Origin of the sequence: Methylobacterium sp. HMF5984, from assembly GCF_045033435.1 — a bacterium.
Taxonomy (GTDB): domain Bacteria; phylum Pseudomonadota; class Alphaproteobacteria; order Rhizobiales; family Beijerinckiaceae; genus Methylobacterium.
In genome coordinates, this window is sequence record NZ_JBJFLN010000001.1 from 1,373,107 (window position 1) to 1,392,244 (window position 19,138).

General features: G+C 69.3%; 15 protein-coding genes. 6 read left to right on the top strand and 9 right to left on the bottom strand.

Annotated features, from left to right (window positions below; all coding sequences use genetic code 11):
- Window positions 1–66: 66 nt before the first annotated feature.
- The 6 genes from ACFZ8E_RS06535 to coxB form a co-directional block, all read right to left on the bottom strand.
- Complete coding sequence (locus tag ACFZ8E_RS06535; RefSeq protein WP_147725199.1) at window positions 67–924, bottom strand: cytochrome c oxidase subunit 3; 858 nt, start codon at window positions 922–924, stop codon at window positions 67–69.
- A gap of 166 nt (window positions 925–1,090) precedes the next feature.
- Window positions 1,091–1,693 carry a cytochrome c oxidase assembly protein gene (locus tag ACFZ8E_RS06540; protein WP_405042373.1) on the bottom strand — a complete coding sequence of 201 codons (603 nt, stop codon included), beginning with the start codon at window positions 1,691–1,693 and terminating at the stop codon, window positions 1,091–1,093.
- Entirely contained in the window at window positions 1,693–1,836 is a 144-nt protein-coding gene (locus tag ACFZ8E_RS06545; protein ID WP_243945782.1) for a hypothetical protein, read from the bottom strand. Before ACFZ8E_RS06545 ends, ACFZ8E_RS06540 begins: the two co-directional genes overlap by 1 nt.
- A gap of 35 nt (window positions 1,837–1,871) precedes the next feature.
- Entirely contained in the window at window positions 1,872–2,816 is a 945-nt protein-coding gene (locus ACFZ8E_RS06550; protein ID WP_147725226.1) for a heme o synthase, read from the bottom strand.
- 237 nt (window positions 2,817–3,053) lie between these two features.
- Complete coding sequence (gene ctaD / locus ACFZ8E_RS06555) at window positions 3,054–4,682, bottom strand: cytochrome c oxidase subunit I (protein WP_147725193.1); 1,629 nt, start codon at window positions 4,680–4,682, stop codon at window positions 3,054–3,056.
- Between the two features lie 82 nt (window positions 4,683–4,764).
- A complete protein-coding gene (gene coxB / locus ACFZ8E_RS06560; RefSeq protein ID WP_147725192.1) occupies window positions 4,765–5,601 on the bottom strand; it encodes a cytochrome c oxidase subunit II in 837 nt (278 codons plus the stop codon).
- A gap of 285 nt (window positions 5,602–5,886) precedes the next feature.
- On the opposite strand from coxB, the gene fdhD reads away from it, so the two are divergent.
- Window positions 5,887–6,762, top strand: a complete 876-nt coding sequence (gene fdhD / locus ACFZ8E_RS06565; RefSeq protein WP_243945780.1) for a formate dehydrogenase accessory sulfurtransferase FdhD — start codon at window positions 5,887–5,889, stop codon at window positions 6,760–6,762.
- Between the two features lie 7 nt (window positions 6,763–6,769).
- On the opposite strand, the gene ACFZ8E_RS06570 is transcribed toward fdhD, so the two are convergent.
- Window positions 6,770–7,759 (bottom strand): hypothetical protein, encoded by a 990-nt coding sequence (locus tag ACFZ8E_RS06570; protein WP_405042374.1) that lies wholly within the window; start codon window positions 7,757–7,759, stop codon window positions 6,770–6,772.
- 806 nt (window positions 7,760–8,565) lie between these two features.
- Between ACFZ8E_RS06570 and gltB the strand changes: the two genes are divergently transcribed.
- From gltB to ACFZ8E_RS06595, 5 genes are all read left to right on the top strand, one after another.
- Window positions 8,566–13,266 carry a glutamate synthase large subunit gene (gene gltB, locus ACFZ8E_RS06575; RefSeq protein WP_405042375.1) on the top strand — a complete coding sequence of 1,567 codons (4,701 nt, stop codon included), beginning with the start codon at window positions 8,566–8,568 and terminating at the stop codon, window positions 13,264–13,266.
- Between the two features lie 25 nt (window positions 13,267–13,291).
- On the top strand, window positions 13,292–13,561 hold the full coding sequence (locus tag ACFZ8E_RS06580) for a BrnT family toxin (protein WP_243945773.1): 270 nt from the start codon (window positions 13,292–13,294) through the stop codon (window positions 13,559–13,561).
- Window positions 13,524–13,814: a BrnA antitoxin family protein gene (locus ACFZ8E_RS06585; RefSeq protein WP_147725183.1), complete on the top strand. Its 291-nt coding sequence runs from the start codon at window positions 13,524–13,526 to the stop codon at window positions 13,812–13,814. Before ACFZ8E_RS06580 ends, ACFZ8E_RS06585 begins: the two co-directional genes overlap by 38 nt.
- A gap of 100 nt (window positions 13,815–13,914) precedes the next feature.
- A complete protein-coding gene (locus ACFZ8E_RS06590) occupies window positions 13,915–14,526 on the top strand; it encodes a glutathione S-transferase family protein (protein ID WP_405044333.1) in 612 nt (203 codons plus the stop codon).
- A 48-nt stretch (window positions 14,527–14,574) separates the two neighbouring features.
- Window positions 14,575–16,008 carry a glutamate synthase subunit beta gene (locus ACFZ8E_RS06595; RefSeq protein ID WP_147725179.1) on the top strand — a complete coding sequence of 478 codons (1,434 nt, stop codon included), beginning with the start codon at window positions 14,575–14,577 and terminating at the stop codon, window positions 16,006–16,008.
- Between the two features lie 16 nt (window positions 16,009–16,024).
- On the opposite strand, the gene ACFZ8E_RS06600 is transcribed toward ACFZ8E_RS06595, so the two are convergent.
- Together ACFZ8E_RS06600 and ACFZ8E_RS06605 are read right to left on the bottom strand one after the other, a co-directional pair.
- Complete coding sequence (locus ACFZ8E_RS06600) at window positions 16,025–17,422, bottom strand: DUF459 domain-containing protein (protein ID WP_405042376.1); 1,398 nt, start codon at window positions 17,420–17,422, stop codon at window positions 16,025–16,027.
- Between the two features lie 82 nt (window positions 17,423–17,504).
- Window positions 17,505–18,857 carry a transposase gene (locus ACFZ8E_RS06605; protein ID WP_405041836.1) on the bottom strand — a complete coding sequence of 451 codons (1,353 nt, stop codon included), beginning with the start codon at window positions 18,855–18,857 and terminating at the stop codon, window positions 17,505–17,507.
- Window positions 18,858–19,138: the final 281 nt, after the last annotated feature.

Sequence of the window (19,138 nt, forward strand, 5' to 3'; positions counted from 1 at the left end):
GGGCGGCCGGAGCCGCCCTTCGACGCATGTCCCCCCTGCGTCACAGGGGATCCTGCCCGATCGCGCTTAGTGCGCCGCGTGCCCGGCGCCCGAGCCCCAGACGTATATCGCCGCGAACAGGAACAGCCACACCACGTCGACGAAGTGCCAGTACCAGGCGGCGAACTCGAACCCGAGATGCTGCTTGACCGTGAACTGGCCGAGATAAGCGCGGTACAGGCAGATCCCAAGGAAGATCGTGCCGATGAGGACGTGCGCGCCGTGGAAGCCCGTCGCCATGAAGAAGGTCGACGAGTAGATGCTGCCGGCGAAGCCGAAATGCGCGTGGCCGTACTCGTAGGCCTGGCAGGCGGTGAACAGCACGCCGAGGATCACGGTCAGCCACAGGCCGTACTTCAGGCCCTTGCGGTCGTCGTGGAGCAGCGCGTGGTGGGCCCAGGTCACGGTGGTGCCGGAGGTCAACAGGATCAGGGTGTTGAGCAGCGGCAGGTGCCAGGGGTCGAACGCCTCGATCCCCTTCGGCGGCCAGACGCCGCCGGTGAAGCCGACGCGCGAGGCCTGGATCGGGTCGGCGGTGTAGAGCGCCGCCTCGAAATAGGCCCAGAACCACGCGACGAAGAACATCACCTCGGAGGCGATGAACATCATCATGCCGTAGCGGTGATGAAGCTGCACCACGCGGGTGTGGTCGCCTTGGTTGGCCTCGTGGACCACGTCCTTCCACCACGAGAACATGGTGTAGAGCACGCCGAGCGAGCCGGCGCCGAAGATGTAGGGGCCGGGGGTGAGCGTGCCGATCTGCAGGCTCTTCATCCAGAACACGGCGCCGAAGGCCATCACGAAGCCGGAGAAGGCGCCGATGAGCGGCCAAGGGCTCGGTGCGAGGATGTGGAAGTCGTGATTCTTGGCGTGCGCCTCGGCCATCTTACCCGTCTCTCCTCGACCCCGTCGGTCCTGCGCCGTCGCCGGCTCGCGGTCCGCTTACCCTGAACGCCGAATTCGGGCCATCCGGCCCGTCCGGTCTACCCGCACCCTTAGCGGAGGCGGGCGCGTGTTGTCACGCTTCGCGCACCGGGAAATCCCGGCGCGGTCAGAAATCCCGCTTGTTTCCGGGTGTGCTCGTGTTGGCGACCGCAGCCGTGACCGGCTCGCCGTTCTTCGAGGCGAAATAGGTGTAGGACAGCGTCATCTCGGAGAGATGCGCGGTGTTCGTATCCTTGCGCATCTCGGGATCGATGTAGAACACCACCGGCACGTCGAGCGTCTCGCCCGGCTGGAGCGTCTGCTCCTTGAAGCAGAAGCACTCGATCTTGACGAAGTAGCTGCCCATCAGCCCGGGCTGCACGTTGAAGGTCGCCACGCCGGTGGACGGCGTCGTGCCGGTGTTCTTGACCTGGAAGAAGACGGTCTTCGTCTCGCCGAGATGCGCCTCGACCCGGCGCGACTCGGCCTTGAACCGCCACGGCAGCGAGGAAGACACGTTGGTGTCGAAGTGGACGACCATGCTGTCGTCGGTGGCGACGCCGGCGGTGAGCGCCGGGCCCTGGCGCGGCGTGCCGTCGTAGCCGGTCGCCTTGCAGAACGCGTCGTAGAGCGGCACCGACGCGAAGGCGAGGCCGATCATGCCCACGGCCATGCCGCCGCAGGCGAAGGCGGTGCGCAGCATCGTCCTGTCGGTGTTCGGTGTGCTCATCAGAGCGGCCGGTTCAGGATCTGCGGCCCGAGCTTGGCGATCGTCAGGACGAAGAACAGCAGCACCATGGCGCCGAGCGCCAGGGCGATCGCGATCGAGCGCTTGCGCCGGCGCGCCTCCTCCTCGGGGGTGAGGGGGCGCATCTCGATTTTGGGAAAGCCGTGCGGATCGTATTCCATCAGGCGAAGACCGGGCGGAACAGGCCGAGGCTCTGCTCGGCGAGCAGCGCCGAGAACAGAACGAAGAGGTAGAGGATCGAGAAGCCGAACATCCCCATGGCGGCCTTCTTCTCGGCCTCGCCCTCGCGGTTGCGATAGACCTGCACGCTGAAGGCCAGCATGCCGAGGCCGCCCAGCACGCCGACCACCGCGTAGAGCAGGCCGGCGAAGCCGAGCCAGACCGGCAAGAGGCCGAGCGGCGCGAGCAGCAGCGTGTAGTAGATGATCTGGCGGCGGGTCGAGGTCGGGCCGGCGGTGTTCGGCATCATCGGGATTCCGGCCTTGGCGTACTCGCCGGCCTTCACCAGGGCCAGCGCCCAGAAGTGCGGCGGCGTCCAGATGAAGATGATCGCGAACAGAACCAGCGATTCGACGCCGACCGAACCGGTCACCACCGCCTGCCCGATCACCGGGGGGAGGGCACCGGCGGCGCCGCCGATGACGATGTTCTGAGCGGTCGCCCGCTTGAGCCACATCGAGTAGATCACCGCGTAGAACACGATGGTGAAGGCGAGCAGCCCGGCCGAGAGCCAGTTCGCGGCGAGCCCGAGCACCATCACCGAGCCGACCGAGAGCACGAGGCCGAAGGCTAGGGCTTCGTTCGGCTGGATGCGGCCGTCGGGGATCGGGCGCTTGGCGGTGCGCGTCATGATCGCGTCGATGTCGGCGTCCCACCACATGTTGAGGCAGCCCGAGGCGCCGGCGCCGATGGCGATCATCAGCAGCGAGATCACCGCGACGGCCGGCGGCACGTGGCCGTGCGACACCACCATGCCGACGAGGGCGGTGAAGATCACCAGCACCATCACCCGCGGTTTCAGCAGGGCGAAGTAGTCGGGCACGTCTCCGCCGACGACCGAGACCGGCGTCGCGCCGGCGGGCAGGCTGTTCGACAGGGTGGTCATGGACACCGCAACCATTCTGCTTTTCGCGCTCGGGCCCGCGCGGCGGGAGCGCTCGATCCGGCACGGGAAGTCGCGAACCGGAACAGTTCCAAACGTCCGGGCGTCGCACGCCCGGAAAAAGGGGGGATCCTGCCGAGCGCCGCTCAGACCGGACCGTCGCACCGCCCTTGCCGGGACCCTTCGCGGGAAGGATCCGGGGAAGGGCGGGGGCCGCGCGATGCGGCCCCCGCGAAGTGGTTAGTGGTGACCCGGCTCGTCGACGATGCGGGGCAGCGTCTCGAACTGGTGGAAGGGCGGCGGCGACGACAGCGTCCACTCCAGGGTGGTCGCGCCGGGACCCCAGGGGTTGTCCGCGGCCCGCTCCTTCGAGCGGAAGGCGAGGATGACGCCGATCACGAACACCATCATGCCGAGGCCGAAGATGTGGCCGCCGTAGGTCGAGACCTTGTGCCAGCCCGCGAACGCCTCCGGGTAGTCGGCGTAGCGACGCGGCATGCCGGCGAGCCCGAGGAAGTGCATCGGGAAGAACAGGATGTTCGCGCCGATGAAGGCCAGCCAGAAGTGCAGCTTGCCGGCCCATTCGGGGATGATGTGGCCGGTCATCTTCGGGAACCAGTAGTAGATGCCGGCGAAGATGATGAACACGGCGCCGAGCGAAAGCACGTAGTGGAAGTGCGCGACGACGTAGTAGGTGTCGTGCAGGTACTTATCGACCGCCGAGTTCGCGAGCACGACGCCGGTGACGCCGCCGACCGTGAACAGGAAGATGAAGCCCACCGCCCAGTGCATCGCCGCGGTGAAGCGGATCGAGCCGCCCCACATCGTCGCGATCCAGGAGAAGATCTTCACGCCGGTCGGCACCGCGATCACCATGGTGGCGAACACGAAGTAGGATTGCGTCTGAAGTGACAGGCCGACGGTGTACATGTGGTGCGCCCACACGACGAAGCCGACGACGCCGATCGCGACCATCGCGTAGGCCATCGCGAGGTAGCCGAAGACCGGCTTGCGCGAGAACGTGGCGATGATGTGCGAGACGATGCCGAAGGCCGGCAGGATCATGATGTACACTTCGGGGTGACCGAAGAACCAGAACAGGTGCTGGTACAGGATCGGGTCGCCGCCGCCGGCCGGGTCGAAGAAGGTCGTGCCGAAGTTGCGGTCGGTGAGCAGCATGGTGATCGCGCCGGCGAGGACCGGGAGCGACAGCAGCAGCAGGAAGGCGGTGACGAGCTCGGCCCAGGCGAAGAGCGGCATCTTGTGCAGCGTCATGCCGGGGGCGCGCATGTTGAGGATGGTCGTGATGAAGTTGATCGCCCCGAGGATCGAGCCGGCGCCGGAGAGGTGCAGCGCGAAGATCGCGAAGTCGACGGCCGGGCCGGGATGGCCGGCGGTGGAGAGCGGCGGGTAGACGGTCCAGCCGGTGCCGGCGCCGGACGCGCCGGGCGCGCCCTCGACGAACAGCGAGCAGATCAGGCTGCAGAAGCCCGCCACCGTCAGCCAGAACGAGATGTTGTTCATGCGCGGGAAGGCCATGTCCGGCGCGCCGATCATCAGCGGCACGAACCAATTGCCGAACCCGCCGATCAGCGCGGGCATCACCATGAAGAATACCATGATGAGGCCGTGGCCGGTGACGAAGACGTTGTAGGTCTGCGGATTGGAGAAGTACTGGAGGCCGGGCGCCTCCATCTCCATCCGGATGCCGAAGGACAGGAACGCACCGATCATGCCCGCGCAGAACGCGAACAGCAGGTAGAGCGTGCCGATGTCCTTGTGGTTCGTCGACAGGAACCAGCGGGCGAAGAACGAGGGTTTGTGGTCGTGGGCCTCGTGGGCCCCTGCATGCGCTGCGGCGGTTGCCATCTGAGCTGAGCCTTGTGCGTGTCTCTCGAGATCTCGGTGGGTCGGGCCGGCGCCGTCGCGGCGCCGGCCCGAGGCGCGCCCGCTACCGGGCGTCGGCGAGCTTGGACCCGTCGTCGATGCGGGCGTACTTGGTCTTGGCCTCGCCGAGCCAGGCTGCGTAGGCCTCGTCGTTCACGACGCGGACGACGATCGGCATGTAGGCGTGGCGCTGGCCGCAGAGCTCGGAGCACTGGCCGTGATAGGTGCCCTCGCGGTCGGCCTTGAACCAGAACTGGTTGAGGCGGCCGGGAACGGCGTCGATCTTGAAGCCGAAGGACGGCATCGCCCAGGAATGCATGACGTCGGCGGCGGTGACCTGGATCTTGACGATCTTGTTCACCGGAACGACCATCTCGTTGTCGGTCTGCAGCAGCCGCGGCTGCTTGTCCTCGTCGATGTTGGCGTCGAACGAGAAGCCGCCGCCCTGGTCGGCGGGGTACTCGTAGGACCAGTACCAGGCGTGGCCGGTGACCTTGATCATCACGTCGGACTTCGGATCCGACAGCTGCACGCGCAGCAGGCGGAACGACGGGATCGCGACGGCGACGAGGATGAGCACCGGGACGATGGTCCAGGCCACCTCGATCAGGGTGTTGTGGGTGGTTTTCGAGGGCGTCGGGTTCCGCTTCTCGCTGAAGCGGTAGATGCACCACAGGATCAGGCCGAGCACGAACACGCAGATGGCCAGCGACAGCCAGTGCACCCACGACTCGAACTGGAGGATGTCGCGGGCGTTCTCGGTCACGGGGACCTGGCGGTCCATCTGCCAGGGCTCGGGCTGGCCGATGCCGGCGGCCAGGGCCTGCGACGACGTCAGGAGCAGCGCGCCGAACGCGGCGAGCCCCCTCATGGAGCGGTGTTTCGTCTGCGCCGTCCGCATGTGCCTCTCGTGGCTCCCCTTGGTCACGTTACGCTCCGTCGACCGCCCGCATCTTGCTTGAACGAGGTTTGCGGTGTCGCTCGACGGAATGGACGCCCCGAAGGCGCGAGGCCCGGGTATCCGATCGCGGTGTCAGACCACAAGGTCGTGAAAGGCGCAACCGCACAAGCGTCGCATCGCACGCTTTCCGGACGCTCCGCTCCGTCACCCGGGCGATCGCCGCAGGGGCGGCTCGGCCCGCGGCCTGCTATAGGGCGTGCTCGGGTCGAGCGGCGGGAACAGCCCATGACGGACGGACGGCGGCCGGTTCAGGCCACTTCGGAGACGGGCCTGCGTGAGACGGCCTTGCAGGAGACGGCCTTGCAGGTGGCGACCCGCGTCGTCGCCTACGCCGCGCCGGAGCCGCGCGACGATCACCGCGCGCTCGCCGTCGAGATGCCGGTGAACCTCGTCTACGGCAGCGTGCCCTATGCGGTGATGATGGCGACGCCGGCCGACCTGGAGGATTTCGCCTACGGCTTCAGCCTGACCGAAGGCATCGTCGCGGCGGCCGACGAGATTCGCGGCGCCGCGGTCGAGCCGGGCGACGGCGGGCTGCGCCTGCTGGTGGATTTGGCGCCCGGGCGCCTGCGCGAGCATCTCGCCCGCAAGCGCGCGATCAGCGGGCGCACCGGCTGCGGCGTCTGCGGGATCGAGGATCTCGCCGCCCTGCCGCGGGCCGAGACCCGGGCCGCGTCGGGCCGCGTGCGCGTCGGGACGGAGGCGATCGCGCGGGCCTTGTTGGATCTCGGCGATTCCCAGGTGCTCGGGCGCGAGACGCGGGCCGTGCACGCCGCCGCCTGGGCGCGCCTCGACGGGAGCCTCGTGGCGGTCCGCGAGGATGTCGGCCGGCACAACGCGCTGGACAAGCTGATCGGGGCGCTGATCCGGACGGGAACCGACCCGGCCGCGGGCTTCCTGGTGATCACCAGCCGGTGCTCGTTCGAGATGGTCGAGAAGGCTGCGCATTTCGGCGCGTCGGTCCTGGTCGCGATCTCGGCCCCGACCTCGCTCGCGATCGAGCGGGCGCGCCTGCACGACATGACGCTCTGCGCCATCGCCCGGGCCGATTCGTTCACGCTGTTCTGCGGGGAAGAGCGCGTGGTCGGCCGCGCAGGGTAGCGGCCGATCAGGGTGTCGGCGCGTCCTTGTCCGGCGCGCCCGGCACGAGGGTCGCGCCACCGATGACGCGGACGTTGCGCTTGGCCTCGGGCGGATTCTTCCAGCTCTGGTCGGCGGGTTTGACCTCCGAGGTCTTCACGTCCGCCGGCTTCGATTCGCCCGGCTTCGATAGGACTGACTTGGCCAAGGTCCTGTCGGCGGGCGGCTGGACCGCTGCCGGAGTCGGCGTGACGCCGGGAACCGGCGCGGCCTTCGGCTGATCCACGGCGGCGACGGGAGCCTCCGGCTTCGCCTCGGGCTTGGCGGCGTCCACCGGGCGGAGCTTGGGCGCCTCGGGAACGGTGCGCGCCTGCGCTTTTCCTTCGATCGCCTTGCCATCGCGCGCCTTCTCGTCGAGCGCTTTGGTCTCGGACAACCGGGGCGGGTTGGCGACTCGGGCGAGCTTGCGCGGCGATTCGGCGGGGCCGCGCCGATCGGGGTTGATGCCCTGCGGGTTCGGGTCCGCGAGCGTGCGCCCCGGCATGCCGTTCGATCCGTCGGGTCGGGTATAATCGGCCTCGGCCGGCGCACGGCGCAGGGGCATTCCGCGCGCCTCGGGCAACGGGATGTCGGCCGGCGGGAGCAGGCGCTCGGCCTGCCGCATCGGCTGGCGCGGCATCTCGTCCTCTTCGGTCCAGCCGTAGCCGGGCGCCGGGCGGGCAAGGGCGTTCGGGCCGTCGTCGAGGCGCTGGCGGCCGAGGATCGCGCCGTCCCGGGCATCGACGAACAGGCGCACGCGGGCACCCATCGGGTTGAAGGCCTCGACGATGTAGGCGCGTCCGTCGAAGCGCGGGCGGCTCATGCCGCTGAAGCCGCGCTCGCTCAGGCGCCATGCGACGGCGCGCGGCGGCATGATCGCCTCGTCGTACGCGTATTGCGCCCGCGCCGCGTCGGCGGCACCGATCAGCAGGGCGCAGGCGGCGAGGCCCGCACGGAGACGACGATAGGATCGGTTCACGGCTGACCTCCCGGTCGCATTCTCAAGATCGCCCGATTCTCCGCAGGCGCTCGCCCCGCGCCGGGGAGTCCCGATCGGGACCTGCCGACGATCCGGCCCGGGCCCCGCGCCGAAGGACCGCGTCCCGCGTGTCCTTCGGCCATTCCGGCAGGGTCGTTGCCCCGCATGCCGCTTGTGCTCGGCGCTCGCCTTTGAGCGGAGGATTTGGGCGCAATTGCGGGAGAAAGCGGGCAGCGAAGGGCCGATCTCGACGCCGATCCACCCGTTCGCATCGCCCCTCGCACGACGGGGAATTGGGTCGCCTGCCGATCCGGCGTGGGGGCGGACGTGGGACCGGACATGGGATCCGTCATGGGATGCGGCATGGGATGCGGCATCGAAACGCCGCTTTTGGTCCCGCGGGGCCCTTGCTGGAATTTTTGAAATCTGCCAGTTTGCAGTGTTAGGACAGTATGACTGTCCCATTTCCGGTGCGCGCGTGCGAACGATGCCGCGCGGTGGGGCCGTTCAGGCCTGGGCAGAGGGTTTCGGGACGTGACCATCGTGACGTCGAAACGAGATCGCGAGCCGGTCGTCGCAGAGGCGATCCGGGCCCACGCCGGCTGACATCGGGCCGGTGCGAGCCCGCGGGTAGCGGGCGCTTCCTCCACCGAGGACCCTCCCGAGACCCGACGAGACAAGATGACTGGCCCGGCCTCGCTTGAGCGCCGGGCATGAAACATGCTCGCCTGTCGGGCATGGGCGTTCGAACGGGTCTGGTCGATCTTTCGGGGATGGTGGGCATGGCGGCTTTCGGGAATGCGGACATGGCCGTAAGCGGGAACCTCAACGCCGACACGGCGCCGGCGGCCCGCGACGGCGTCGCGCCGCTGGTGGTGCGCGATCCGGCGATGCCGGTGGCGCAGGGCGCCTACGATCCCCGCAACGAGCGGGACGGCTGCGGCGTCGGCTTCGTCGCCGACATGCACGACCGGCGCACCCACGCCATCGTCGAACAGGGCCTGAAGATCCTGGAGAACCTCGACCATCGCGGCGCGGTCGGAGCCGACCCGAAGATGGGCGACGGCTGCGGCATCCTCACGCAGATCCCGCACGCCTTCTTCGCCGAGGAATGCTCGCGCCTCGGCTTCGAGCTGCCCCCGGCCGGCGACTACGCCATCGCGCAGCTGTTCATGCCGAAGGCCGACGAGCCGCGCGCGATCATCGAGGCCATCGTCGAGGAAGCGCTCGCGTCGGAAGGGCTGCCCCTGCTCGGCTGGCGCGACGTGCCGGTCGACCCCGAGGACCTCGGCATCGCCGTGAAGGCGACCGAGCCGCATCACCGCCAGCTCTTCATCGGGCGCCCGGCCTCGGCGACCGACGGCGACGCGTTCGAGCGGCGCATCTACGTCGCCCGCAAGGTGATCTCCGGCCGCGTCTACGGCCTGAAGGACCCGCGGGTGATGGAGTTCTACCCCGTCTCCGTGTCGAGCCGGACCATCGTCTACAAGGGCATGGTCCTGGTGAACCAGCTCGGGAACTACTTCCTCGACCTGAAGGATCAGCGCTTCGTCTCGGCAATCGCGCTGGTGCACCAGCGCTTCGCCACCAACACCTTCCCGACCTGGCGCCTGTCGCACCCCTACCGGATGGTGGCGCATAACGGCGAGATCAACACGCTGCGCGGCAACGTGAACTGGATGTCGGCCCGCCAGGCGAGCGTCGATTCGGAGCTGTTCGGCAACGACATCTCGAAGATCTGGCCGATCTCCTACGAGGGCCAGTCCGACACCGCGTGCTTCGACAACGCGCTCGAGTTCCTCGTGATGGGCGGCTACCCGCTGGCCCACGCGATGATGATGCTCATCCCCGAGGCCTGGGCCGGCAACCCGTTGATGGGCGAAGATCGGCGCTCGTTCTACGAGTACCATGCCGCGCTGATGGAGCCGTGGGACGGGCCCGCCGCCGTCGCCTTCACCGACGGCCGGCAGATCGGCGCGACCCTCGACCGCAACGGCCTCCGCCCCGCCCGCTACGTCGTCACCGACGACGGCCTCGTCGTGCTCGCCTCGGAGATGGGCGTTCTGCCGATCCCGGACGAGAAGATCGTCCAGTCCTGGCGCCTGCAGCCGGGCCGGATGCTGCTGATCGACCTCGAGAAGGGCCGCATCGTCGACGACGAGGAGATCAAGGGCGAGCTCGCCGCCGCGCACCCCTACGCGGAGTGGGTGAAGAACACCCAGATCGTGCTCGAGGACCTCAAGCCGGTCACCGCCCGCGAGAGCCGCACCGACGTGTCGCTGCTCGATCGGCAGCAGGCCTTCGGCTACAGCCAGGAAGACCTCAAGCTGCTTATGGCGCCGATGGCCGTGACCGGCCAGGAGGCGGTCGGCTCGATGGGCACCGACACGCCGCTCTCCGCTCTGTCCGACAAGTCGAAGTCACTCTACACCTACTTCAAGCAGAACTTCGCGCAGGTCACCAACCCGCCGATCGACCCGATCCGCGAGGAGGCCGTGATGAGCCTCGTCTCGTTCATCGGCCCGCGCCCGAACCTGCTCGACATGGAAGGTGCCTCGCGCCGCAAGCGCCTGGAAGTCCGCCAGCCGATCCTGACCAACACGGATCTCGAGAAGATCCGCTCGATCGGCCATTTCGAGGACCGCTTCGACACCAAGACGCTGGACATCACCTACCCGGCCGAGACCGGCGCGGCGGCGATGAACGGCGCGCTCGACCGGCTCTGCGACCGCGCGGAAGTCGCGGTGCGCGGCGGCTACAACATCATCGTCCTGTCCGACCGCGCGGTCGGCCCCGACCGCATCCCGATCCCGGCGCTGCTGGCCACGGCGGCCGTGCACAACTACCTGATCCGCAAGGGGCTGCGCACCTCGGTCGGGCTCGTGGTCGAATCGGGCGAGCCGCGCGAGATCCATCACTTCGCGTGCCTGGCCGGCTACGGCGCCGAGGCGATCAACCCGTATCTCGCCTTCGAGACGCTGGTGGCGATGAAGCACGAGTTCCCGCCGGACCTCGTCGACGAGGAGATCATCTACCGCTACATCAAGTCGATCGATAAGGGCCTGCTGAAGGTCATGTCGAAGATGGGCATCTCGACCTACCAGTCCTATTGCGGCGCGCAGATCTTCGACGCGATCGGGCTGAACTCGGCCTTCGTCGCGCGCGACTTCTTCGGCACCGCGACGATGGTCGAGGGCGTCGGCATGGCCGAGATCGCCGAGGAGACCGTGCGCCGCCACGCCGACGCGTTCGGCGACGCGCCGATCTATCGCAACGCCCTCGATGTCGGCGGCGAGTACGCCTACCGGCTCCGCGGCGAGGCCCATACCTGGACCCCGGACACCGTTGCGACGCTGCAGCATGCGGTGCGCCTCGGCGTGCCCGAGCGCTACCGCGAATACGCCAAGCTGGTGAACGACCAGGAGCAGCAGCTCAAGACCCTGCGCGGCCTGTTCCGGATCAAGCTCGCCGGCGAGATCGGGCGCGAGCCGGTGCCCGTGGAGAGCGTCGAGCCGGCCGCCGACATCGTCAAGCGCTTCGCCACCGGCGCGATGTCCTACGGCTCGATCTCGAAGGAGGCGCACGAGACCCTGGCGATCGCCCTGAACTCCTTCGGCGGTCGCTCGAACTCGGGCGAGGGCGGCGAGGAGGTCGAGCGCTTCAAGCCGCTGCCGGACGGTCGCTCGCGCCGCTCGTCGATCAAGCAGGTCGCGTCCGGCCGCTTCGGCGTCACGACCGAGTACCTCGTCAACGCCGACATGATGCAGATCAAGGTCGCGCAGGGCGCCAAGCCCGGCGAGGGCGGACAGCTGCCCGGCCACAAGGTCGACGCCAAGATCGCCAAGGTCCGCTATGCCACGCCCGGCGTCGGCCTGATCTCGCCGCCGCCGCACCACGACATCTACTCGATCGAGGATCTGGCGCAGCTGATCTTCGACCTGAAGAACGTGAACCCGGCGGCCGACGTCTCGGTCAAGCTCGTCTCCGAGGTCGGTGTCGGCACGGTCGCGACCGGCGTCGCCAAGGCGCGGGCCGACCACATCACCATCTCGGGCTTCGACGGCGGCACCGGCGCGGCGCCGCTGACCTCGCTCAAGCATGCCGGCGGCCCGTGGGAGACCGGCCTCGCCGAGACGCAGCAGACGCTGGTGATGAACCACCTGCGCGGCCGCGTCGCGCTGCAGGCCGACGGCGGCATCCGCACCGGCCGCGACGTGCTGATCGCGGCCCTGCTCGGCGCCGACCAGTTCGGCTTCTCGACCGCGCCGCTGATCGCGGCCGGCTGCATCATGATGCGCAAGTGCCACCTCAACACCTGCCCGGTCGGCGTCGCGACCCAGGACCCGGTGCTGCGCAAGCGCTTCAAGGGCACCCCCGAGCACGTGGTGAACTACTTCTTCTACGTCGCCGAGGAGCTGCGCGAGCTGATCGCGACGATGGGCTTCACCAAGCTCGAGGACCTCGTCGGGCGTTCCGACTTCCTCGACAAGGTCGAGGCGATCCAGCACTGGAAGGCGCGCGGGCTCGACTTCTCGAAGCTGTTCCACCGTCCCGACGTCGGGCCGGAGGTCGCCATCCGCTGGGTCGAGACGCAGAAGCACCCGATCGACCACGTCCTCGACCGGCGCCTGATCGCCGGCGCGCAGAACGCGATCGACACCGGCGAGCCGGTGGTGCTCCACGACGTGATCCGCAATTCCGACCGCACCGCGGGCGCGATGCTCTCGGGCGCCGTCGCCAAGGCGCACGGTCACGAGGGCCTGCCCGACGACACCATCGTGGTGAAGCTCTCCGGCACGGCCGGCCAGAGCTTCGGCGCCTGGGTCGCGGCCGGCGTGACGATCGAGCTCACCGGCCACGGCAACGACTACGTCGGCAAGGGCCTGTCGGGCGGCAAGCTGATCATCCGGCCGAGCGACGCGCTGAAGGCGCCCGCCGACAGGACCATCATGGTCGGCAACACCGTGCTCTACGGCGCCATCGCCGGCGAGTGCTACGTCCGCGGCTCGGCCGGCGAGCGCTTCGCCGTGCGCAACTCCGGTGCGATCACCGTCGTCGAGGGCATGGGCGACCATGGCTGCGAGTACATGACCGGCGGCGTGGTCGTGTCGATCGGCGAGACCGGGCGGAACTTCGCCGCCGGCATGTCCGGCGGCATCGCCTACGTGCTCGACGAGGACGGCTCGTTCTCGGCGCGCTGCAACCTCTCGATGGTCGATCTCGAGCCGGTCGAGGAGGAGGACGACCTGATGCGCCGCTTCCACCAGGACGGCGACCTGGAGACCAAGGGCCGCGTCGACATCCTCGCCGACATGTCCGGCCACGACGAGGAGCGCCTGTCGCAGCTCATCACCAATCACCTGAAATACACGGGCAGCCCGCGTGCCAAGGCGATCCTCGACGACTGGGCGGGCTACCGCACCAAGTTCGTCAAGGTGATGCCGGTGGAGTACCGCCGGGCGTTGCGCGAGATGGAGATGGCACGGATGCCGGTGGCGGCCGAGTAGGCGCGCGCCGGCCTCAAGCCGGTCGATGGAGATCACGTTCGATCCCGCGAAGCGTCTGGTGACGTTGCGCAAGAGGGGCCTCGATTTCGCACGCACCCCTGAAGTCTTCGCCGCCGCGGTGACGACCTTCCGGGACGAGCGAATGGACTACCGCGAAGCGCGATCGATCACGGTGGGAATGCTCGACGGACGGATGGTGGTCGTCGTTTGGACCGAACGGGATCATACTCGCCGGATCATCAGCATGAGGAAGGCCAATGACCGAGAGCAAGCGCGCTATCGCGAACGCGGCTGACCGACCGCTGAACCCCGACGAGATCGGCTGGGACCCGGACGACGCGCCGGAACTGGACGAGGCTTGGTTCGAGAAGGCCGATCGTTTCGTCGGCGGCCGCCTTATCGAGCGCGGGCACCGTCCCGGCGAGACTGAACGGTTGGTGCTTCCCACCGATCTCGTCGAGCGGTTCAGAGCCGGAGGGCCAGGCTGGCAGATACGGATCGAGACCGCGCTCAAGGAATGGTTGCGCGAGCATTCCGACCGGCTCTGAGCCGGCCGACGGACGGCCCGGACGAAACACGCGAGCGATGGCGGACATTGCGAGGGGGGACGACATGACGGCGACGCTTGCGACGATCCCACCTGCCGCCATGCGGATCTACGGCGATCTCACCTCGGGCAATTGCCTGAAGATCAAGATCGTCGCCGATCGGCTCGGCCTCGCCTACGAATGGGTGCCGGTCGACGCGCTGAAGGGCGAGAGCCGGACGCCCGCCTACCTCGGCCTGTTTCCGGCAGGCCAGATCCCGGGCGTGGCGTTCGCGGACGGGCGTCGGCTCGCGCAGTCAAACGCGATCATCCGCTACCTCGCCCGCGGCAGCGCGTTGCTGCCGGACGATGCCTTCGCGGCGGCGACGGTCGACCAGTGGCTGTTCTGGGAGCAGTACAGCCACGAGCCGGCGGTCGCGGTCTGCCGGGCGGAGATGAAGTTCCGCGGCGTGCCGCGCGAGGCCCGCGATCCCGCCAGGGTCGCGCGCGGCGAGGCGGCGCTCGACCTGATGGAGCGGCATCTCGCCGGAACGGGCTGGTTCGTGGGCGACGACGCGACCATCGCCGACGTCGCCCTGTTCGCCTACACCCAGTGGGCCGACGAGGGTGGATTCGATCTGGCCGCGAGGCCCGCGATTCGGGATTGGCTCGACCGATGCAAGGTCGCGTTCCGGATCGAACCCGACGCTATCGCCACCGCCGCCGGTCGCTGACCCGATCGCGGCACCACCGATTTTTCGCTACCGACGCTGAGCATCCCGATGGGCAAGATCACCGGCTTCCTCGAATTCGACCGGCAGGACCAGAAGTACCAGCTAGCGGCCGACCGCGTGCGGCACTTCCGCGAGTTCACCCTGCCGCTCGACGAGCACGACCTGAAGAAGCAGGCCGCCCGCTGCATGGATTGCGGCATTCCGTTCTGCCACGGGCCGACCGGCTGCCCGGTGCACAACCAGATCCCGGACTGGAACGACCTCGTGTTCCAGTCGGATTGGGAAGAAGCCGCCCGCAACCTGCACTCCACCAACAACTTCCCGGAATTCACCGGCCGCATCTGCCCGGCGCCGTGCGAGGAAGCCTGCACGCTGAACCTCGAGAACCAGCCGGTCGCGATCAAGACGATCGAGCAGGCCATCGCCGACCGCGCCTGGAACATGGGCTGGGTCAAGCCCGAGCCGTCGTCGATCCGCACCGGCAAGAAGGTCGCGGTGATCGGGTCGGGCCCGGCCGGCCTCGCGGCGGCGCAGCAGCTCGCCCGGGTCGGGCACGCGGTGCACGTCTACGAGCGCGAGCCGAAGGCCGGCGGCCTGCTCCGCTACGGCATTCCCGACTTCAAGATGGAGAAGCGCCACATCGACCGACGCGTGAAGCAGATGGAAGCCGAGGGCGTGGTCTTCCACTACAACCAGAACGTCGGCGTGACGAAGCCGGTCGAGGAGCTGACCGCGGAGTTCGACGCGGTGCTGTTCTCCGGCGGCGCCGAGGACCCGCGCAACCCGCAGCTGCCGGGGCAGGAGATGGAGGGCGTGCACTACGCGATGCCCTACCTGATCCAGTCGAACCGCCGCGTCGGCGCCGAGCCGATGCGCGGCAACGGCGAGGCGCCGATCCTGGCATCGGGCAAGAACGTGGTGGTGATCGGCGGCGGCGACACCGCGTCCGATTGCGTAGGAACCGCCTTCCGGCAGGGCGCCCTGTCGGTGACGCAGCTCGACATCCGGCCGCGGCCCCCCGAGCGCGAGGACAAGCTCTCGGTCTGGCCGTACTGGCCGACCAAGATGCGGACCTCGTCGAGCCAGGCCGAGGGCGCCGAGCGCGAGTTCCAGGCGGCGACGCTCCGGCTCGAAGGCAACAAGAAGGGCCGGCTCACCGGCGTCGTCTGCGCGCGCGTCGACGCCAAGCGCCAGCCGATCGAGGGCAGCGAGTTCGTGCTGCCGGCCGACCTGGTCTTCATGGCGATCGGCTTCGCCGGCTCGATCCAGAAGGGTCTGCTCGAGCAGTCCGGCATCACGGTTGACAAGCGCGGCAACGTCACCGCCAACGAGGAGGATTACCGCACCTCCGACCCGAAGATCTGGGCGGCCGGCGACATGCGGCGCGGCCAGTCCCTCGTCGTCTGGGCGATCCGCGAGGGCCGTCAGGCCGCCCGCTCGATCGACGAGACGCTGATGGGTGCCTCGATCCTCCCGCGCTGAGGTTTTCGCCGGGCGTTCAGCCCGGCGGCCAGCGGAAATCGTCGGCGCGGCCGGGCTGCGGCAGCGGTGCCGCCCCGCGCTGGAGCGCGCGCTCAACCGTGCCGGTGGCGTCGCCGTCGCGCGGTCGACCGCTGACCAGGACGCCGCCGGGCGACAGCTCGATCCGGCCGAGCGGGACGACCGGCCCCGCCGCCGGCTTGACGGGGAGGGCCGGGACGCCGGGCGGCTCGGGCAGGCTCGGCAGCATCGCCGTGATCTGCCTGTCGATCGCGGTGACGTCGTCGAGGGTCGTCGCCGGTGCCCCGTCGAGCGGCGTCGCGGGCAGGGCCGAGACGGCGGCGGCCGGCTGCTCGGGCGCGGTGGGCGCCGTCGCACCCATCAGGCGCTTCAGCTCCACGTCGGCGAAATGCGCGAGCTTGCGGGCGCCGGCATGGGTGAAGTGCACGCCGTCGGCGGTGCGGAGCTTGGCGCTCTGCCCGTCGAGGTCCGGTCCCGTGGCGGTGTAGTGGTTGCGGTCGTCGGAGAAGCCCGGCCCGACATCGACGTAGGTGCCCCCCGCCTTGGTCACGGCATCCCGGACGATCTCGTTGAGGCTGCCGAGGTCGCGCGTCAGGCTCTCGCTGCGCATCGGCGGGGCGCCGACCCAGACGAGCGGAATCTTCCGGTCGGTGAAGACCTTCACCAGTGCGTCCACGCGGGTGCGGTAGACCTCGCGCCAGCGGTCAGAGAGCGGATCGAGGGTCTGGTCCCCGTCGCGCATCGGCTGGCGATCGTTGGCGCCGAGCATGACCACGGCATAGCCGACCTTAGGGTTCGCCTTCAGGTAGTCCTCGGCGGCCTTCGGCCAATCGACGACGTCCCTGCGCACGAGGCCGCTGTCGGCCTTGGCGCGGTCGATCACCGCGACGTCGGCGGTGTCCTCGAACACGTCGTCCAGCCCGCGGCTGAGATGGTCGGCCAGCGAATCGCCGAACACCGCGATCTGGACCTTCGCCTCGGTCTTCTTCACGGCCGGCGCCGGCGCCGCGACCGTGGGCGCCGGCCGGGTCTGCGGACGCCGAAGCTGGCGGCCGGTCTCCGCGCTGGCGGGCGGCCGCACGCGAGGCGGGCGATAGGTCGGGGCCGCCTGCCGCGGCTCCGGCGGGCTCGGCCGGTCTTCCCACGGCCAGTAGAATTGGCGCTGCTCGGGCTCCAGCGCGGCGCGGCGCGGCGCGCGGGCATAGCCGTCGTCCTCGCGGTAATAGGCGTCGCGGCCGCGTCGGCGCGGCTGGTCGTAGCTGTCGCCCCACTGCGCCTCGGCCGGCGACGGCGGCAGGAGGACGAGCGGAAGCGCGAGGCCGGCCCCGAGCGCCAGAACGAGGCGGCGCGCCTTGGCGGCTGCCGCGTCGGCTCGGTTTGTCGCGTCGCGTCTCATGCGCCCTCCGGTGCCGCGGGTCTCGACCCGCAGGCGACCATAGCGGAGCGGCCGCGCCGCGTCTAAGCTCGACTTTGGCCACTCATGCGGCGTGGCAGAGGGCATAGGCCCAGGGCGCTGGCAAACGGAAGCCGGGTTTTGTTCGGGCGCGTCGGCGCGGTGATGTTGCCAAAGTCCGCTCGCGCCAGATCGCATAGCGCACGGCGGCCAGAGCATCGGCGAAGGTCGGGCGCGGTTTGGGGTACCACGCGGCGGCCGCGATCCGTTGCCGTTGGCGGACTGGGAGCCGTGCAGCCAGCAGCGTGACGATCGAGAACAGGGCGAGCAGGCAGGGCGTGGTGCGGGCGATGGCCTTGTCCGACCACTGCCGCTGCGTCTCGACACCGAGATGGGCGCGCGCTTCCTGGAAGGTGACCTCAACGGTCCAGCGCCGCACGAACCACCCCACGATCTGCGCGGGCTCGCGCACCGGTTCGGTGCAGAGCAGGGCCTGCGGTGCAAAGCGGCTCTCGGGATCGCGCACCAGCACCCATCGGATCGGCACGACCGGCAGACCGCCGTGCCGCCACACGGCGGTCCCGGAGGCGATCTCAAGGGTGCGCTCGCCCGCCCCGTACCAGCCGGGCACCACGACCGCGTGCCAGCGCGTGTCCTTGGCCGCGAGGATCGCGGCGAGCGTCGGCAGCCGCGCGCCTTTGGTCCGCGGGCGTCCAATCGTGCCGGGCGGCCGAGGTGGGGCCGGCTCGTAGAGAGCAGCATCCAGCCGCAGGCGGGTGATCGCCGTGATGCGAGCGCGGCGCATCGCGTCGAGGAACAGCAAGGCCGAGAAGCCGCTGTCGCCCACCACAACGAGGTCGCGTGCGCGCAGCCAGCGGCGAGCCTGGAGAGCGAGTTGGCGTCCGACGTCGAGCAGAGGCTTGTGCCGACGGCCCCGTTCGCGACAGGCGCGCTCTGACGGCACCAACGCGGTTAGGAACGGCAGCGCCCAGACGCGCCCCGCCCAGGGGATCGGGGCGAGCACCATGAGGCTCATCCAGCGCAGCCCGCTCGCCTTGACGAAATGGCTGTCGGAGGAGCGAACTGGATCACGGTAGATGCCCTTGGCCGCGATCCGCTTGCCGCGGCGGCGCTCGATCGTATCGTCCAGTCCCAGGACCACGGGGCCGCGTTGCGCGAACGCATCGACGAGGAGCCCGAGCAGGATACGGCTGCCGGAGCGCGGGCACCACGCCGCTCGGTTGAGGATACGGTGGACGTTCACGAACCGCCGCTCCTGCGCGCGGCCGATGATGCGCAGGACGCTCGTCACCGTGCGCCGCCCCGGCGTCAGGATCGCGCCGATCAGCAACAGCTGAGCATGGCGCCAGGAGCGGTGGACGAACAGCGGCGCGAACGCCAGGATGATCCCGGCAAAGCGGGTGGGCAGGGGCAGCATGGCGGTGTCTCTTGGCGGGGACGCCACCAGCCTATCCCTCACGCCCGCTTCGTCACCTCCGCCCACTCCACGCGCCGCAAATGGCCAAAGTCGAGCTTAGAGCCTCCCGCAAAACCTCCCGAGCGCCGGCGGTCTCCAGTGCCAGGCATGGCGCGACGGCGGTCCTGCGACGGATGACGGGCGGCCATTCGACCCTGAAAGCGTCGGTCTTCCGACGATCGTTCGTCCCCCTCATCCTTCGCAGCCGCCGAAGCGGCACCGCGAGGATGAGGGAAACGGGC

Bases quoted from the DNA above. Each gene is read 5' to 3' on its own strand.
- fdhD (WP_243945780.1), top strand. From the start codon at position 5,887: ATGACGGACGGACGGCGGCCGGTTCAGGCCACTTCGGAGACGGGCCTG.
- ACFZ8E_RS06605 (WP_405041836.1), bottom strand. From the start codon at position 18,857: ATGCTGCCCCTGCCCACCCGCTTTGCCGGGATCATCCTGGCGTTCGCG.
- ACFZ8E_RS06590 (WP_405044333.1), top strand. From the start codon at position 13,915: ATGCGGATCTACGGCGATCTCACCTCGGGCAATTGCCTGAAGATCAAG.
- ACFZ8E_RS06550 (WP_147725226.1), bottom strand. From the start codon at position 2,816: ATGACCACCCTGTCGAACAGCCTGCCCGCCGGCGCGACGCCGGTCTCG.
- ACFZ8E_RS06585 (WP_147725183.1), top strand. From the start codon at position 13,524: ATGACCGAGAGCAAGCGCGCTATCGCGAACGCGGCTGACCGACCGCTG.
- ACFZ8E_RS06535 (WP_147725199.1), bottom strand. From the start codon at position 924: ATGGCCGAGGCGCACGCCAAGAATCACGACTTCCACATCCTCGCACCG.
- ctaD (WP_147725193.1), bottom strand. From the start codon at position 4,682: ATGGCAACCGCCGCAGCGCATGCAGGGGCCCACGAGGCCCACGACCAC.
- gltB (WP_405042375.1), top strand. From the start codon at position 8,566: ATGGCCGTAAGCGGGAACCTCAACGCCGACACGGCGCCGGCGGCCCGC.
- coxB (WP_147725192.1), bottom strand. From the start codon at position 5,601: ATGCGGACGGCGCAGACGAAACACCGCTCCATGAGGGGGCTCGCCGCG.
- ACFZ8E_RS06540 (WP_405042373.1), bottom strand. From the start codon at position 1,693: ATGAGCACACCGAACACCGACAGGACGATGCTGCGCACCGCCTTCGCC.
- ACFZ8E_RS06580 (WP_243945773.1), top strand. From the start codon at position 13,292: ATGGAGATCACGTTCGATCCCGCGAAGCGTCTGGTGACGTTGCGCAAG.
- ACFZ8E_RS06545 (WP_243945782.1), bottom strand. From the start codon at position 1,836: ATGCGCCCCCTCACCCCCGAGGAGGAGGCGCGCCGGCGCAAGCGCTCG.
- ACFZ8E_RS06600 (WP_405042376.1), bottom strand. From the start codon at position 17,422: ATGAGACGCGACGCGACAAACCGAGCCGACGCGGCAGCCGCCAAGGCG.
- ACFZ8E_RS06595 (WP_147725179.1), top strand. From the start codon at position 14,575: ATGGGCAAGATCACCGGCTTCCTCGAATTCGACCGGCAGGACCAGAAG.